This window comes from Methylobacterium sp. 174MFSha1.1 (assembly GCF_900116815.1).
In the GTDB taxonomy this organism is placed as follows: Bacteria; Pseudomonadota; Alphaproteobacteria; order Rhizobiales; family Beijerinckiaceae; genus Methylobacterium.
In genome coordinates this window covers 121,476-135,961 of sequence record NZ_FPCB01000019.1, presented here as the reverse complement: position 1 = coordinate 135,961, position 14,486 = coordinate 121,476, and the positions used below count along the sequence as shown (strand labels likewise).

11 protein-coding genes are annotated in these 14,486 nt (G+C 71.0%); 5 read left to right on the top strand and 6 right to left on the bottom strand.

All coding sequences use genetic code 11. From position 1 onward, the window contains the following. Nucleotides 1-49 precede the first annotated feature (49 nt). The 3 genes from BM430_RS17800 to BM430_RS17790 form a co-directional block, all read right to left on the bottom strand. Nucleotides 50-3,730 carry a glycosyltransferase family protein gene (locus BM430_RS17800; RefSeq protein ID WP_143132063.1) on the bottom strand — a complete coding sequence of 1,227 codons (3,681 nt, stop codon included), beginning with the start codon at nucleotides 3,728-3,730 and terminating at the stop codon, nucleotides 50-52. Nucleotides 3,731-3,848: 118 nt separating this feature from the next. Further along, nucleotides 3,849-4,886: a CgeB family protein gene (locus tag BM430_RS17795; protein WP_093568578.1), complete on the bottom strand. Its 1,038-nt coding sequence runs from the start codon at nucleotides 4,884-4,886 to the stop codon at nucleotides 3,849-3,851. A 64-nt stretch (nucleotides 4,887-4,950) separates the two neighbouring features. Next, nucleotides 4,951-5,637 (bottom strand): hypothetical protein, encoded by a 687-nt coding sequence (locus tag BM430_RS17790; RefSeq protein ID WP_093568577.1) that lies wholly within the window; start codon nucleotides 5,635-5,637, stop codon nucleotides 4,951-4,953. A gap of 344 nt (nucleotides 5,638-5,981) precedes the next feature. On the opposite strand from BM430_RS17790, the gene BM430_RS17785 reads away from it, so the two are divergent. The 3 genes from BM430_RS17785 to BM430_RS17775 all read left to right on the top strand — a co-directional run bounded on the left by BM430_RS17785 (nucleotide 5,982) and on the right by BM430_RS17775 (nucleotide 9,494). Continuing rightward, nucleotides 5,982-7,403, top strand: a complete 1,422-nt coding sequence (locus BM430_RS17785; protein WP_177303090.1) for a Hint domain-containing protein — start codon at nucleotides 5,982-5,984, stop codon at nucleotides 7,401-7,403. 528 nt (nucleotides 7,404-7,931) lie between these two features. After that, on the top strand, nucleotides 7,932-8,576 hold the full coding sequence (locus BM430_RS17780) for a PAS domain-containing protein (RefSeq protein ID WP_093568575.1): 645 nt from the start codon (nucleotides 7,932-7,934) through the stop codon (nucleotides 8,574-8,576). A gap of 90 nt (nucleotides 8,577-8,666) precedes the next feature. Continuing rightward, complete coding sequence (locus BM430_RS17775; RefSeq protein ID WP_093568574.1) at nucleotides 8,667-9,494, top strand: glycosyltransferase family 2 protein; 828 nt, start codon at nucleotides 8,667-8,669, stop codon at nucleotides 9,492-9,494. A gap of 114 nt (nucleotides 9,495-9,608) precedes the next feature. On the opposite strand, the gene BM430_RS17770 is transcribed toward BM430_RS17775, so the two are convergent. After that, complete coding sequence (locus tag BM430_RS17770) at nucleotides 9,609-10,814, bottom strand: ABC transporter substrate-binding protein (RefSeq protein WP_093568616.1); 1,206 nt, start codon at nucleotides 10,812-10,814, stop codon at nucleotides 9,609-9,611. Nucleotides 10,815-10,943: 129 nt separating this feature from the next. After that, complete coding sequence (locus tag BM430_RS17765; RefSeq protein WP_093568573.1) at nucleotides 10,944-12,224, bottom strand: MFS transporter; 1,281 nt, start codon at nucleotides 12,222-12,224, stop codon at nucleotides 10,944-10,946. A 146-nt stretch (nucleotides 12,225-12,370) separates the two neighbouring features. On the opposite strand from BM430_RS17765, the gene BM430_RS17760 reads away from it, so the two are divergent. Together BM430_RS17760 and BM430_RS17755 are read left to right on the top strand one after the other, a co-directional pair. Beyond that, complete coding sequence (locus BM430_RS17760; RefSeq protein WP_093568572.1) at nucleotides 12,371-12,907, top strand: carboxymuconolactone decarboxylase family protein; 537 nt, start codon at nucleotides 12,371-12,373, stop codon at nucleotides 12,905-12,907. Next, nucleotides 12,904-13,809 carry an NAD(P)-dependent oxidoreductase gene (locus BM430_RS17755; protein WP_093568571.1) on the top strand — a complete coding sequence of 302 codons (906 nt, stop codon included), beginning with the start codon at nucleotides 12,904-12,906 and terminating at the stop codon, nucleotides 13,807-13,809. The genes BM430_RS17760 and BM430_RS17755 overlap by 4 nt, the downstream gene beginning before the upstream one ends. A gap of 15 nt (nucleotides 13,810-13,824) precedes the next feature. Here BM430_RS17755 and BM430_RS17750 read toward each other — a convergent pair whose 3' ends face one another. Then, nucleotides 13,825-14,133: a putative quinol monooxygenase gene (locus BM430_RS17750; RefSeq protein ID WP_093568570.1), complete on the bottom strand. Its 309-nt coding sequence runs from the start codon at nucleotides 14,131-14,133 to the stop codon at nucleotides 13,825-13,827. Nucleotides 14,134-14,486: the final 353 nt, after the last annotated feature.

The window sequence follows — 14,486 nt, the reverse complement described above, 5'->3', positions numbered from 1 at the left end:
GGGCGGGATTCGAGGCGGGGCTCCTGGGGGCCGGGGTTCTGGGGGGACGTCAGGCCGCGAGCGGCAGGGCGAGGTCGAGGACGAGGTCGAGCGGCAGCAGGGCCGCGTCCGGGCCGGCGCCGTAGCGCAGCCGCGCCGCGTAGCGGCCGGGCGGCAGCGCCCCGCAGGGCACCAGGGCCTCGAAGCCCGCCCACGCCGCCTCGGCCACGCCGAGATGCGCGGCGACGTCGTCGCGCCGCATCCGGGTGAGTCCGGCCCGGAGCGAGGCCGTCGCCCCCACGAGGTCGAGCGCGACCCGGTCCGCGCCGCCCAAGGCCGGCACCCAGGCCCAGCCGCGCAGGTAGAGGTGGCGGTCGCCCTCCGCCGCGTCGCCCGGCCCGGTCTCGACCTCGTCGAGGGCGATCCGGTGCTCCGGCGGCGCATGGTCGGCCTCCCCGGCGACGGGCCCCGTCTCGCAAGGGCCCACGATGCGATCGGGGCGGACCAGCACGGCCTGTCCGGTCTCGTGCAGCAGGGTCTCGCGGCGGTCCGACTGGGCGACGACGACCCGGTACAGGCCGGGCGGCGCGAGGCCGGGCGGCACCTGCGCCCGGAATCCCCCGAAGGCGAGGAGCGGGTCGGCGGCGGCGACGGCGGCGGGCGCCCGGCAGCGCGCCGCCCGGATCCAGACCGGGGCCGCGCCCGGACGCAGGAGGCCGAGGGCGACGCCCGGCAGCACCCGCCGCCCGGCCCGGTCCGCCGCCCAGCCCTCCAGGCCCAGCGATCCGTCCGGCGCCGAGGCGCCGCCGGGATCGGAGCGGGTGATCGCGCCGTCGCCCCGGACCGTGCGGACCTGTCCGGCCCCGCGCGTCGGGTCGGGATCCGGCCCGGCTCCGGGCGCCTCGCCACGGGCCGGGTCTCGGGCGTCCGTCCGCGCCTCGCCGCGCGTCACCGCGATCTCCCCGAGGGGGCCGAGATCGGCGACGACGCCGTCGTAGATCTGCAGCAGGCGGACCGCGTAGGCGCCCGGGTGCAGGTCGTGGAGGTCGAGGTCGAAGGCGAAGCCGCTCGCCTCGGCCTCGGGCGCGGCGAGATGGGCCCGGACGTCGCCGCGCGCCACCGGCGGGCTCACCGCGTAGATCTCCCGGGCCTCGCCCTTGAGGTGGAGGATCACGTCGAGCGGCCGTCCGCGTCCCTCGACGAAGGCCCAGCCCCGCAGCGAGAGGGCGCGGCGCAGCACGACCCGCGGCCATTCCGCCGGCTGGTGGTCGCCCTGCACGGCGTCGATGCTGAGGCGGACCGGGTCGTGCCCCGGCTCCAGGCGCGCGAGATGGGAAAAGCGCGCCGGGAAGGTGCGCCACAGGGTGTGGGCGTGCGCCTCCCGGGCCGGGCGGTGGGGCGGCGCGTCCCAGCCGCTGCCCTCCTGGACCCAGGACGCCGTGTTGGTGCGCAGGCCGCAGGCCCGCAGGCTCAGGATGTAGTCGCGCTCCGGGCGGAGCGTCGCCGCGGGCGGGCGGACGGGGCTCGCGGCGATCAGCCCGCGATAGATCCCGGAGAGCGCGGCGACGTGCTCGGCGGGCGACACGCTGCGGCAGGACGAGGTGGCGTCACGCATCGCCCCCAGGCGCTCGCGGTCGCGGCCTAAGGAACGCAGGATGTCGCAGACGTGGCCGGCATCGTCGGGGGAGACCTTGAAGCCGTCGATGCCGTCCCGCACCCGCTCGGCGGGTGCGCCGAGATCCGAGACCACCGGCACCGCGCCGGCGTCCCGGGCCTCGTTGAGCGAGATCATGTAGGTCTCGGGCCAGGTCGACAGGTGCAGCGAGACGTCCATCCCGACCATCAGCCGCGGCAGGTCCTGCGCCGCGTAGCCGCCGCGGATGGTCACGCGCGGCAGGGCCAGCGCCCGCAGGTGCCGGTCGAGGTCCGGATCGGGGACCGCCCCGAGGATGTGGAACTCCACCGGCTCGTCGCGCAGGGCGACGAGGACGCGCAGGATCGTGTCCGCCCCCTTCGGCCGGGTGAAGTTGCCCGGCACCGCCACCCGCAGGGCCGTGCCGGCCGGGGCCCTCTCCGCGGCCGGGAGGCCGGCAGGGAGGACCCGCCGGCTTTCGGGCGTCAGCATCTCGACGATCCTGATCCGCTCCGCCGGCACCTCCGGGTAGATCGCCCGCAGGTAGTTCGCCGTGAAGGGCGAGTTGGCGACCAGGACGTCGAAGGCGTCGATCATCCGGGCGACGAAGTTGCGGCGGCGCTGCTGCGCGCCGGCCGGGATGCCCTTCGCCGAGAGGCAGATGTCGCACTCGGTCGGCGAGCGCCCGGCGATGTTGCAGTAGCCGCCACGATAGTCGAGCAGGTTGAAGTGGCTGCAGACGAGGTAGAAATCGTGCAGCGTGTAGAGCGAGGGAACGCCGCAGGCCCGCGCGATCAGCGGCAGCGAGAGCGGCATGCCGATCAGGTGCTGGAAATGCACGAGGTCGATGTCGTTCTCGACCAGGATCTGCTCGAAGACTCGCTCGTGCGCGGCGTCGTGCAGGGTCTCCATGCCGGCGGCGTGGGGCACGCCGTAGAGGTGCTGCTCGCCGGTGCGGTGGGCGATCAGCGTGTAGGCGGCGGCGCCGTCGACCACCCGGGGATACAGGGTGTAGACGTCGAAGGCCGTCGCGCCCTCCGCGAGTTCCTGCTGGTAGACCTCGACCCCGCCGCCGGGAAGATGCCCGGCCACGTTGTGGGTGACGAGGAGGACGCGCTTGCGGGCGGGAGCCCGGAGGGACGACGCGGGAGCCGGGGCGGCGACGCCGGTCAGCGCCGAGAGGATCGCGGCGACGCGGTGGTCGTAGAGGTGCTCGGCCCTTGCCCGCTCGCGGGCGGCCTGCGCCATGGCGATGCGCTCCTGCGGGTGGTCGAGCGCCCGGGCGATCGCCGACAGGAGCTCGTCCTCGCTGTCGCAGAACGCGATCTCGCGCTCGCTGAAGTAGCGCGTCGCCTCGGCCCGGCCGCCGAGCGCGATCTGGAACGCTCCCGCGAGCGCGTTCTCGAACAGGCGCGGCGGCGGCGTCGTGCCGCTCGCCTGGTCGGCCCGGGCGGAGGAGAACTTGCGCTCCAGGCTCAACGTGATCCGGCTGCGGTTGGCGAGGCGGGCGAGCTCGGGATTCGGCACCCGCCAGTTGGTGAGGAGCGACCCGTCGCCGAGCACCACCGGCGGCAGGTGCGGGTTGGTGGGCAGGCCGATCTTCATCCGCAGCGGCCGGTCGAGCCCGTCGATGATGCGGTTGATCGTCCGCACCCGGTTGGGCCAGGCGGTGCCGACGAAGCAGACGTCGTACAGGAAGGCGTCGTCGTCGCGGATGGGGGCGAGATCGTGGAAGAGCCGGCTCGCCGCGAGCGGGAGGTGGTGCGCGTTCGCCCCGTAGGCGGGCAGGACGCCGAGATCGTTGGTGAAGACGAGGTCGAAGGGGGCGGCGACGCGCCGGTTCTCATCGAGCTCGTAGGGATCCTCCGTGGTCCAGAGCACCGAGCGGGCCGCCATGGCGCAGAGGCGGCCGAGCACCGCGAGGTCGCCGCCGGACCCGCCGAGCGCCAGGAGGGTGTCGCAGCCCCCGCGCCGGAAGAGGTCGATGGCGTTGCCGTAATCGGCCTGGCCCACCCACTCCACCGCCGGGTGCCGCTGCAGCGCATCGACGATCGCCAGCGCGATGTAGGAGTTGTGCGTCTGCGCCGCGGTGTCCAGCACGAGAACGCGGAATGTCATGCTCATGACGTGCCCATGGTGTGGCGGCCGGAACAGGGCTTCGCACCCGCCCGTTGCCGCGCCGGATCGGCCGGCTTTCGGTTCGTCGTCTCGGTTCGGTGGTCTTCGGGCGGGTCGCCTATTCGGCCGCCAGCGCGAGAGGCGCCGTCCCCGGACGCGCAGCCCGGCGCGGCAACAGGCCGAGCAGGCGCAGTTCGCCCAGCAGCGTCTCGGCCCGCCGCGCGTAGGTGTGCTCGCCAAGCGCCCGCTCCTGCGCGCGCGCCGCCACGGCGAGGAGGGCGTCGGGCTCGTCGCGGGCCCGTTCGAGCCAGCGTTCGAGGTCGCGCGCGCCGTCGATCAGGATGATCTCGCGGTCGCGCTCGAAGTAGTCGAGCACCTCCAGGCTCTCGGCGACGAAGAGCTGCGCCGAGCCCATCAGGGCGACCTCGAAGGTCCGCGGGCCGGGCGTCGAGGGCGCCAGGTTGTAGCGCGCGTTGGCGATGCTGAGATCGCGGCCGATATTGAGGGTGAGGAGGGCGCGCGACGCCGTCTCGGCGAAGGCCGAGGGCGACAGGCGCTCGTTGCGGGCGAAGGGCAGGTCCTGCGGCCACTGGTCACCGGACACGGCGGTGCGGTGGCGCCGCAGCAGGGGCGCGCCCTCACGCAGGAAATCGATGCGGTTCTGGTAGGCGTAGCCGCAGAAGAACAGCGCGAGGTCGCGCGGGGCCGACCGGTCGATCGGCCGCAGATGGGTGTGCGGGCAGGCCGCCAGGGGCAGGTGCGCCGCCGGCACGTCCCCGTAATGCATCGACGCCCAGCGGTCGGTGCTGAACACGATGTCGGCGATGCCGCGCAGGCGGAAGGCGTAGTCGAACTCGTAGGGGTCGTCGTGGAGCCAGAAGGCGAGGACCGCGCCGGCCCGGTCGGCGAAGCGGCGCAGGCTGCGCAGGTTGCTCGCATCGACCGCGACGCCGCCCACCGCCAGCACCAGGTCGGTCGTCATGCAATCGGCCCCGCGCAACCCCGCCAGCGCCTCGCAGCCGAATTCTTTTACAACCACAGCGTGCGATCCGAGATCGCGCAAGCCCCGCGCCACATAGGTCCTGATCGCCGCGTTGGTGTTGAGCCGGTCCTCGACGGTCCCGGTGACGACGATGGTGAGCGGTCTCTCGATCATGGGGAGGGCATCCGTTCCGAGCGGGAGGAGAGCAGTCGTCAGACGTCCTGAGGGAGAGGGTCCGTCAGGCGGCCTCGCGGTCGGACGCCGTCCGCGGGCGGAGTGCGGCGCGAAAGACCGCCGCCCAGGCCGCGTCGTCGCCGAGCACGTGGGGGTTGTGGTGATCGAGCCGGTGGATGCGGCAGGCGGGATCCGGATCGGCGCCCGTCCCGTCGCGGTCGGTGACGAAATGGACCTCGCCGGCCGGCCCGATCGTGTCCTCGACCGCCTGCACCAGCGCCGCCATCGCCGCGCGGCCGAAATGGAAATTCATCGTCGGCGAGACGCGCACCACCTCGTCGAGGTTCGACTGGGTATTCGAGACGAAGATCAGGCAGCGCCGAAAGGTCTTCAAGCCCGAAAATCGGTCGAGCAGGTAGCTGAATTTCATCTTCGTCTGCGCGAACGTCTCGTCGAGGGCGACGACGCCGTCCCGGGTGAATTCGTGCCAGAAATGCAGGTTGTGCCGGGGCCAGTAGAAATTCGGGTGGACCACGATCTCCCCGGGGTGGTCGGGGAAAAGCCCGCCCGCACCCATCCAGCTGGCGAAGCTCGCCGGCGGCATGATCAGCCAGTCGAACGGCCCGGTCGCCTTCACCAGCGGCTCGCCGAGCAGATCGGACAGGAGATCGACGTGTCGATCGATCTGCCACGCCGTCTGGCACGACACGCCGAGACTGATGATGGCCGTCTCTGTACCGAATGCGGACATGCGAGTTCCTTGTGTGAACTCTTCGACAGAAGGTCGTTTATGCGAAACCAGGGTCCGGCGACGTGCGCTCAGGCGACGGCGTCTGCCCGGCCCGGATCGGCGGGTTGACCTATGTTGGTTGCACGCAAATTTTTTCGCAACCCCAGATTTTAACCTTCTCGGCCGCGGCGATCATGCCGGGTCCATCTCTCCCCTGGCGATCCGCCGCTGGCCCGAGGGGATTGTGGTATACTCGCAACACGCGATTTTTTCTCCAGACTACAACGTCAAGCTGCGCCTTGTCGGCTTGACAGCTCAACTCCGGGTTGCGCTGATGGTCGGGCCAACCACATGGGGGAATTGCTGTGGCCGTCACCTTCGACAACACAGTCTTCAACGCCGGTCAGGCGACGACCGGCGTCTATGCGCTCGGAGGGTTCACTGGAACGAACCTTCTGTCCGGCGCGACGCCAGTCACGATCAATGGAAGCATCGATCAGCCGAACTCGACAGTTGGCGTCAATCTCAACGTCGGCGGCGTGACGGCGGTCGGGGCGACGGGAACCTATCTCGGCTACAGCCCGGCCGACAACGACGACTACGTCTACTACTTCAACGTGACCGGCGGCGGATTGGTCACGCCGGTGACGATCGGCGTGTCCGGCGTGGCGGCGCCGGCCCTCGGCGTGCTGACCCCGGTCACCACCGCCAACGTGACCGCACCGGTCGGGCCGAACACCCCGTGCTTCGCCACCGGCACGCTGATCCGGACGCCCGAGGGCGACGTCCCGGTCGAGGCGCTGGCGGAGGGCGACCTCGTGGTGACCGCCGCCGGCGCGCACCGCCCCGTGCGCTGGATCGGCCGCCGCCGGGTCGCCTGCGACCAGCACCGCGACCCCCACGCCGTCTGGCCGGTGCGGGTCCTGGCCGGCGCCTTCGGCGACGGCCTGCCGCAGCGGGACCTCTGGCTCTCGCCGGACCATGCCGTCTGCGTGAGCGTCGTCGCGGAGGTGCTGATCCCGGTCAAGCACCTGGTGAACGGCGCCAGCATCACCCAGGTGCCGGTGGACGAGGTCACCTACTGGCACGTCGAGCTCGACAGCCACGACGTCCTCCTCGCCGAGGGTCTGCCCGCCGAGAGCTTCCTCGATACCGGCGTGCGCTCCGGCTTCGAGAACGGCGGCGCCCCGGTGACGCTCCACCCCGACTTCGCACCCCGCAGCCACGCCGATTTCTGCCGCCCCCTGGTGCAGGGCGGCGCGCTCGTCGCGGCGGTGCGCGCCCAGCTCGCCACCCGGGCGGCCGCGCTCGGCTGGACCATCACCAGCGATCCCGACCTGCACCTCGTGGCGGACGGCGCGGTGATCCGGCCGGTCGTGAGCGGGGACGTCGCCCGCTTCGCGCTCCCCGCCGGGACGCGCAGCCTGCACCTGATGTCGCGCACCTACACCCCCTACCTGCTCGACGCGACGACGGGCGACCGGCGCCGGCTCGGCGTGCCGCTGCGGGGCCTGTCGGTGCGCGACGGGCTGGGCTTCTCCCGCGACATCGCGCTCGACGATCCGGCCCTCGCCGCCGGCTTCAGCTTCGTGCAGGGGCAGGCGGGCGATCTCTGGCGCTGGACGGACGGCAGCGCCGTGCTGCCGGCCGCCCTGTGGGCCGGGGCGCGGGGTGAGGTGACGCTCGAGGTCGCGCTGGTGCCCGCGAGCCACTGGGCCGGCGACGGCGTCTACGCGTCGCAGGCCTCCGCCGGGCCCGCGACGGAGAGCCGCGCTCTCGCCGCCTAACGGGCGCGGACTAGGCAGGGCGCCGCCGCGCGCCCTGCCGCAACCGCGCCGTTGCTCGCGGCGGACGCAGAGACCGGAGACGGGACATCGCTGTGCGTCGACTGGAGACGGTGGCGTTTCACAGACGAGCGGGACAACAGGACAGTCGATCCCATGACCGTCGTTGTCCTTCTCTCATCGTCGCGACAATCCTCTCCGGCATCGATCGCCCTGCATTGACCGCGCGCCCGCCGATCGTCTGAGGCGCAAAATCCCGTCGCGACCTCGCCGGCACGCAACCAGATTTGACGTATGTTAAGATCGACGAATCCTGTGGTTGCATTCGCATCCCGTCGATGGCTGCATCCCAAATGCTAGCACACCAGATAGTTGTGCATCTTCTTCAGCATGAGCACGTGTCATTCAAAGTTCGCCAAAGCGCGATAGGATTTAAATATATCTTGAATTGTTGGCAGCGCTTGCCCCTCCTGCCACAAATAAAAATGTGAAGACACCCATCCATCGTCGGTATATTCAGGGGCATCCTGAATGATCGATCGTTCTCGCCGGCATGGGGGCCACATGGGCGCATCGGGAAGATTGCTGACCGAAGAGGCGTTGCGGCCGCGTTTCGTCGATATCCCGCAAGCGGTCGGCAGCTGGGACTGGGATATACCGAACGACCGGATCTACTGCGACGACATCGTCGCGAGTCTGTATGGGATCGACTCCGCATCGGCCAGCCATTCGGGCTGCAGCCTCGATATGTTCGTATCCGGACATCACCCGGGTGACCGCGACTGGATGAACGACGCCATCCGGGACGCGATGCAGGGATCGGGCATCCTGGTAGCCGAGTATCGGACGCAGCCGGAGGAGGGTGTCGAGAAGTGGGCCCTGGTCCGCGCCCGCTATTACCACGATGCGCAGGGGCGCCCGATGCGGGCGCGCGGCATCATCGTCGACATCACGAACAGCAAGCTCGACGGCCAGGCTCCGTCGGTCGCCCAGCACCTCCCGGACCGGAATCCTCCGGACCACGGTCTTCCGGACATGCATCCGCTCGACCGGGCGGCCGAGCTGTGCATCTCGGCGCGCGAGGTGATCGCGACGACGCGCAAGCCTTTCCTGCTCCGCCTCGTGGACATGGTTCTCCTGGAACTCGGCCGGGAGCTGGGCAAGCTGGCCCAATAGAACCTCACCCGACCGCGCGGCACCGCTCGCAAGGCGGCCATTCGTCGGGGGTGCCGCAGGCGCGATTCCGGGACGATCGAAGGGGCCGCGATGATCTACGCCGCACTATGCTGCACCGTCAAAGACGAAGCACCGATCCTGCGGGAGTGGCTGGCCTTTCACCGGGCCGTCGGCTTCGAGAAGATCATCCTGATCGACAATGGCAGCACGGACGACACGGCCGGGATCGTCGCTTCGTTTCGCGACAGGCGCAGCGTCGATCTTGTCGCCAGGCCCGGCAGGACCGCCCAGACCGATCTCTACGACGAGGCCGTCGCGTCATACGCCAGCGACGTCGAGTGGATGGCCTTCATCGACGCCGACGAGTTCCTCTACCCGGTCGACGGCACCGACATCCGGCACGCGATCGCGAGTTTCGGCGAGGTCGGGGCGATCGCCGTCCACTGGCACGTGTACGGATCGAACGGACATGTCGCGCAGCCCGGTGGGCTGATGATCGACAATTTCACCCGCCGCGCCCCGGACGATTTCCTGTACAATCGGCACGTGAAGTCGATCGTGAACCTCAAGAAGGCAGTCCGAGCCCGGACCTCCCATCTCTTCGAGGTGGAAAACGGCACCGTGGACGATGCCGGGCGGGAGCTGCCGATGATTCCGCCCTATGGCTTCTTCGAGGACAGGCTGCCCACTTACAGCAAGATGCGTATCAACCACTATCACGTCCGATCGCGGGACTATTACTGGACGAAATCGCAGCGGGGCTATTTCGGGATGGACGACGGCAAGCTGGAAAACGAAGAGAAAACGCGGATGATGTTCGAGGTCCACGATCGCAACGAGATCGACGACGCCTCCGCGCAGCGATTCAAGCCGCTGATGCGCTTCTACATGCAGCCCGCTTCGGGGGCCGGCGCCTGAGCGTCGGTGACCGCCCGCACCCCCGAGGCTGGCGGACCGGCCGCGACCGGGCGACAAATCCACCCGGTCGCACGCCTTTCGCCGACCGGCCCGCGGTCGGCTCTCTGCCGGCTCTCAGCTCTTGCCCACCAGCGGGCAGCCGCCCTGGTTCATCGGCTTGAAGGCCTGCTCGCCGGGGATCGTGGCGAGCTTGTTGTAGACGTCCCAGGGGCCCTTCGATTCGGACGGCTTCTTGACCTCGAACAGGTACATGTCGTGGATCGTGCGGCCGTCGGCCCGGATCAGCCCCTTGCCGAACAGAGGATCGTCGGTCGGGTTGGCCTTCATCCACTCCATCACGACCTTCGCGTCCTTCGACTTCGTCGCCGCGACCGCCTTCAGGTAGTGCATCAGCCCGCCATAGACGCCGGCCTGGTTCATGCTCGGCATGTTGCCGTTCGCCCGCTTGGCGAAGCGCTCCGAGAAGGCCCGGGTCCCGTCGTTCAGGTCCCAGTAGAAGGCTTCCGTCAGCACCAGCCCCTTGGCGGTCTCGAGGCCGAGCGCCTTGGCGTCCTGGGCGTAGAACAGGAGCGCCGCGAGCTTCTGCCCGCCCTCGGTGATGCCGAACTCGTGCGCCTGCTTGACGGCGTTGATCGTGTCGCCGCCGGCATTGGCCAGCCCGATCACCTTGGCGCCGGATCCCTGCGCCTGGATCAGGAAGGACGAGAAGTCGCTCGCCGGGAACGGCACCTTGGCCGAGCCGAGGACCTTGCCGCCGCTGCGGGTCACGACGGCGGCGGTCTCGCTCTGGAGCGACTGCCCGAAGGCGTAATCCGCCGTCAGGAAGAACCAGGTGTCGCCGCCGCGCTTGACCATGGCGCCGCCGGTGCCGTTCGCCAGCGCGTAGGTGTCGTAGGTCCAGTGGATCGTGTTGGGCGAGCATTGCGACCCGGTCAGGTCGGTGGTGCCGGCGCCCGAATCGATGAAGATCTTGTTCTTCTCGCGCGTGACCTGGCTCACCGCGAGGGCGACCGACGAGGTCGGCACGTCGAAGATGGCGTCGACGCCGTCGCGGTCGTACCATTGCCGGGCGACGCCGGCGCCGATATCCGGCTTGTTCTGGTGATCGGCCGAGACGATCTCGACGGTGACGTCCTTGCTGATCGCCGCGAAGTCCTCCGCCGCCAGCTGCGCCGCGACGACCGAGCCCTTGCCGCCGATATCGGAGTAGACGCCCGACATGTCGTTCAGGACGCCGATCTTGACCTTGGTCTGAGCCAGGGCGGGCAGCGCCGACAGCACGAGGCAGCCGGCGGATAGAAGCAACCGCTTGATGGGCATCATGGTCTCCTCCCGACCGATCTTGCCGACCGGTCTCGTTGTCGGGGCAGAAGGGGGCAGGCGGCCGGGATCGTCAAGCTCGACGATCGGACGCAGGAACGCGGAGCTGTCCGACTCGCCGATGCTGGACTATTTCGCAGGCCTTCCGCTTTCCGCACCCGGCGCGACCCGCGTGCAGGCCAGGAACAGGCCCGCGACGCCGAACGCGACCAGCGTCGAGGCGAGAATCGCGGCCAGCGGGCCGGCGAGGGCGGCGCCGGTCACGTCGCCGAGATTCATCGCCGCCATGTAGATCTGGAACTGCGTCGCCGAGGCGCCGCCGGCGCGGCTCGCCAGCAGCACGGCCGGCTGCAGCGCGACGTAGAGGAGCGCCGGCACCACGCTGGCGAGGCCCAGGATGACCGGGCCCGCCGCGGCCTCCAGCCCGGCCGCGATCAGCGCGCCCGCCGCCGCGAAGGCCGCCGCGCAGGCGAGAAGGAGGAGACGCAGGGCCCGCCCCGGCCCGATCCGGTCGACGGCGGCGCCGATGCCCGCCGCCCCGAGGGTGCCGCCGAGGAGCGCGAGCAGCGCCTGCAGGCGCGAGAGGCTCTCCGCGTCCCAGCCGTGGACCTGCACCAGCGCGACGGCGAACGGCACCTGGAACAGCGCGAGCCCGAGATCGATCGAGAAGCACATCGCCAGCAGGAGCGCCGCGTCGCGCCGCCGGAACGCGGCGAGGAGTTTTTGCGCGAAGGCGAGGGCCTCCGAGGCCCGCCGCCCTGGGGATCTCCGCTCCGGGTGCCGCCAGCGCAGGGCGAGGAGCGCGTCGCCCGGATCCTCGCGCACGAGGAGGGCCGCGAGGGCGAGCGGCGTCGTCAGCCCGAGGAGCGCGCCCGCCGCCACCGAGAAGCCGTGCGCCGCCAGGATCCAGGCGAAGACCGCGCTCCCGGCGGCGCTGCCGATCACGAAGCCGGCCCGGGTCGCCGCGCTGGTGCGTCCCAGTTCGTCCGTCGGCACGCTGCCGGCGATCATGCGGTCGGTGGCGGTGTCGGCGAGCGACGCGGCGAGGCTGTGCAGGGCGAGGACGAGGCTGATCGCGGTCAGGCCCGCTTGCGCGCCGAGGAGGAGCAGGCCGGCGAGGCTCGCCTGCGCCCCGAGGAGGGCGAGGACCAGCCAGGCGCGGCGCGGCCCCATGCGATGGGGTGTCCCGCGGTCGATCACCGGGCCCCAGAGCAGCGGCTGCAGCACCCAGGGCAGGCCGACCAGCGCGAGGTGGCGGCCGACCTCCGCCGTGGAGGCGCCCGACGCCGCGAAGTGGTTGGCGAGCGCGGTGAGGCCGAAGCCGGCGACGACGCCCTGGTAGAGGTAGAGGAGGGTGAACAGGCAGAACCGCCAGCGCGACCGGTGCAGGCTCGGCGGTCCCTGGTTCATCGCGTCCCCCCGCTCGAGCCTCCGGGCCGGCGGCCCCACGTATCGATCCGCGAACCCCGCGCAGGTTCCCCATGCCCGGTTAGCCCCTGCGCCGCGCGCGGTTCCTGGTGTACCGATGCCGGAGCCATAAGGAGGAGACGACGAGAATGGCCCGCATCCCCTATGCCGACACCACCCGGCCCGAGACGGCGCCGCTCGCCGAGCGGATCGTGGCCGAGCGGGGCGAGATCCTGCACCTCTACGCGATGCTGCTGCACAGCCCGCCGGTCGCCGAAGGCTGGCTCGCCTTCCTGACCGCGATCCGGCAGCGATGCGACCTGCCCGGCGACGTGCGCGAACTGGTGATCGTGCAGGTCGCGCACCTGAACGGCGCCCGCTACGAGGCCGAGCAGCACGTGCCGATCGCGCTCCGCGAGGGCGTGTCGCAGGCCCAGCTCGACGCCCTGCCGGACTGGCAGGGGGCGGAGGTGTTCTCTCCGCGCGAGCGGGCGGTCCTGGCCTATTGCGACGCGATGACGAAGGAGATCCACGTCGCGCCCGCGGTCTTCGCGGCGTTGCGCGAGCATTTCGACCCGCGCGCCATCGTCGAGCTCACCGCCACGATCGGCGCCTACAACATGGTGTCGCGGTTCCTGGAGGCGATCGGGATCGACTCCGCCGACGACAAGGGAGCGATCCGATGAGCCGCCGCATCGCCGTGATGGGTCTCGGCCAGATGGGCTGGCCGATCGTCCGCAACCTCGCCCGCAAGGGCGACGGGGCCGAGACGATCGTGGCGGTCGATGCCGATCCGGCCCGCGTCGCCGGCCTCGCGGAGCCCGGGGTCGCCGTCACGACCGACCGGGGCGCGGTCGCGGGCGCCGACGTGCTGGTCCTGTGCCTGCCCGACGGCGACGTGGTCGAGAGCGTGCTGTTCGGCCCCGACGGGCTCGAGCCCCGCCTCGCGCCCGGCGCGACGGTGATCGACCTCAGCACCATCGCGCACGGGCAGGCGGTGAGCCTCGGCCGGGCACTGGAGGCACGGGGCTTCTCCGTCCTCGACGCGCCGGTCTCCGGGGCGCCGGCCGGGGCCGAGGCCGGGACGCTCACGGTGATGTGCGGCGGCAACCCTGAGACCTTCGCGGCGATGAAGCCGCTCCTCGACCGCATCGGCACCCAGGTGCTCCATATGGGGCCGCTCGGCAGCGGCCAGCTCACCAAGACGATCAACAACGTGATCTACGACATCAACATCGCGGCGCTCGCCGAGGTGCTGCCGATGGCGGTGGCGATGGGCCTCGACCCCGAACAGCTGGCGGGCGTGGTGACGACCGGGACCAGCCGCAGCTACGCCTCGCAATACTTCGTGCCGCGGATCCTGCGCGGCGAGTTCGACGAGGGCTATCCCCTGGCGAAGGCCTACAAGGACCTCGTCAGCGCCGCGGCCGTCGCGGTCGGGCACGGCTTCCCCCTGCCGGTGACGGCGGCGGCCACCACGACCTACCAGATGGCCCTGCGCGCCGGCCATGGCGGGCGCGACAAGGGCGCGATGGTGCTGCCCTTCGAGGCGATGCTGGGGGTGAAGGTCCGGGCGCCCTCATCCTGAGGGCGCCGGGCGCGGTCAGGCAGGCGACAGCACGTGGATGACGCGGGCGGCGATGAGCTCCTTCGTCTTCGCCCCGTAGGCCGCCATGTGGGGCGCGGCCGCATGCGCCTTGAGCGCGTCGAGGCTCGCCCATTTCTCGACCACCACGAAGGTGTCCGGCCCGAGCGGCGCCTGGATCGGCCCGGCCCCGTCGGTGTCGACCGCCGCCCCGTACTCGATGCAGCCGTCCTCGGCGTGGACGGCGGGCACGTTGGCCCGGAAGGCCTCCAGCACCGTCTCCCGCTGGCCGGGCTTGGCGGTGATGATGGCGAGGACGTGGATCATGGTGGTTCCTCCCGATGAATTGGTCTTCGTGGGACGTCATCCCGGCGGCGCGGGATCGCCGCTCGCGCGGGAGTGGCGGGGCGCAGGTGACGGCGGCCTGCTTCCGGAATCAAGCGCCGCGTGTCGGGCCTCGCGCGGAACCGCCCCGGCCGGCGGCCCTCATCCGCCCCCTTGACCCCGGTGAAACCCGCCGCGCGCAAGAGCATCCCGCCGATTCGAGGCTATTGCCGACGATTCGCTTGAATCCCGCATGGAACTCTTCACGAATCGGTCGGTGCAACCGTGCCGAGCGGCCAGATCACCCCGAATCGGCAGCCGTCGCGGCCTCGCGCCCGATTCGTCTGTGAATCGAA

Bases quoted from the DNA above. Each gene is read 5' to 3' on its own strand.
- BM430_RS17750 (WP_093568570.1), bottom strand. From the start codon at position 14,133: ATGATCCACGTCCTCGCCATCATCACCGCCAAGCCCGGCCAGCGGGAG.
- BM430_RS17800 (WP_143132063.1), bottom strand. From the start codon at position 3,730: ATGACATTCCGCGTTCTCGTGCTGGACACCGCGGCGCAGACGCACAAC.
- BM430_RS17780 (WP_093568575.1), top strand. From the start codon at position 7,932: ATGATCGATCGTTCTCGCCGGCATGGGGGCCACATGGGCGCATCGGGA.
- BM430_RS17790 (WP_093568577.1), bottom strand. From the start codon at position 5,637: ATGTCCGCATTCGGTACAGAGACGGCCATCATCAGTCTCGGCGTGTCG.
- BM430_RS17760 (WP_093568572.1), top strand. From the start codon at position 12,371: ATGGCCCGCATCCCCTATGCCGACACCACCCGGCCCGAGACGGCGCCG.
- BM430_RS17775 (WP_093568574.1), top strand. From the start codon at position 8,667: ATGATCTACGCCGCACTATGCTGCACCGTCAAAGACGAAGCACCGATC.
- BM430_RS17755 (WP_093568571.1), top strand. From the start codon at position 12,904: ATGAGCCGCCGCATCGCCGTGATGGGTCTCGGCCAGATGGGCTGGCCG.
- BM430_RS17770 (WP_093568616.1), bottom strand. From the start codon at position 10,814: ATGCCCATCAAGCGGTTGCTTCTATCCGCCGGCTGCCTCGTGCTGTCG.
- BM430_RS17795 (WP_093568578.1), bottom strand. From the start codon at position 4,886: ATGATCGAGAGACCGCTCACCATCGTCGTCACCGGGACCGTCGAGGAC.
- BM430_RS17765 (WP_093568573.1), bottom strand. From the start codon at position 12,224: ATGAACCAGGGACCGCCGAGCCTGCACCGGTCGCGCTGGCGGTTCTGC.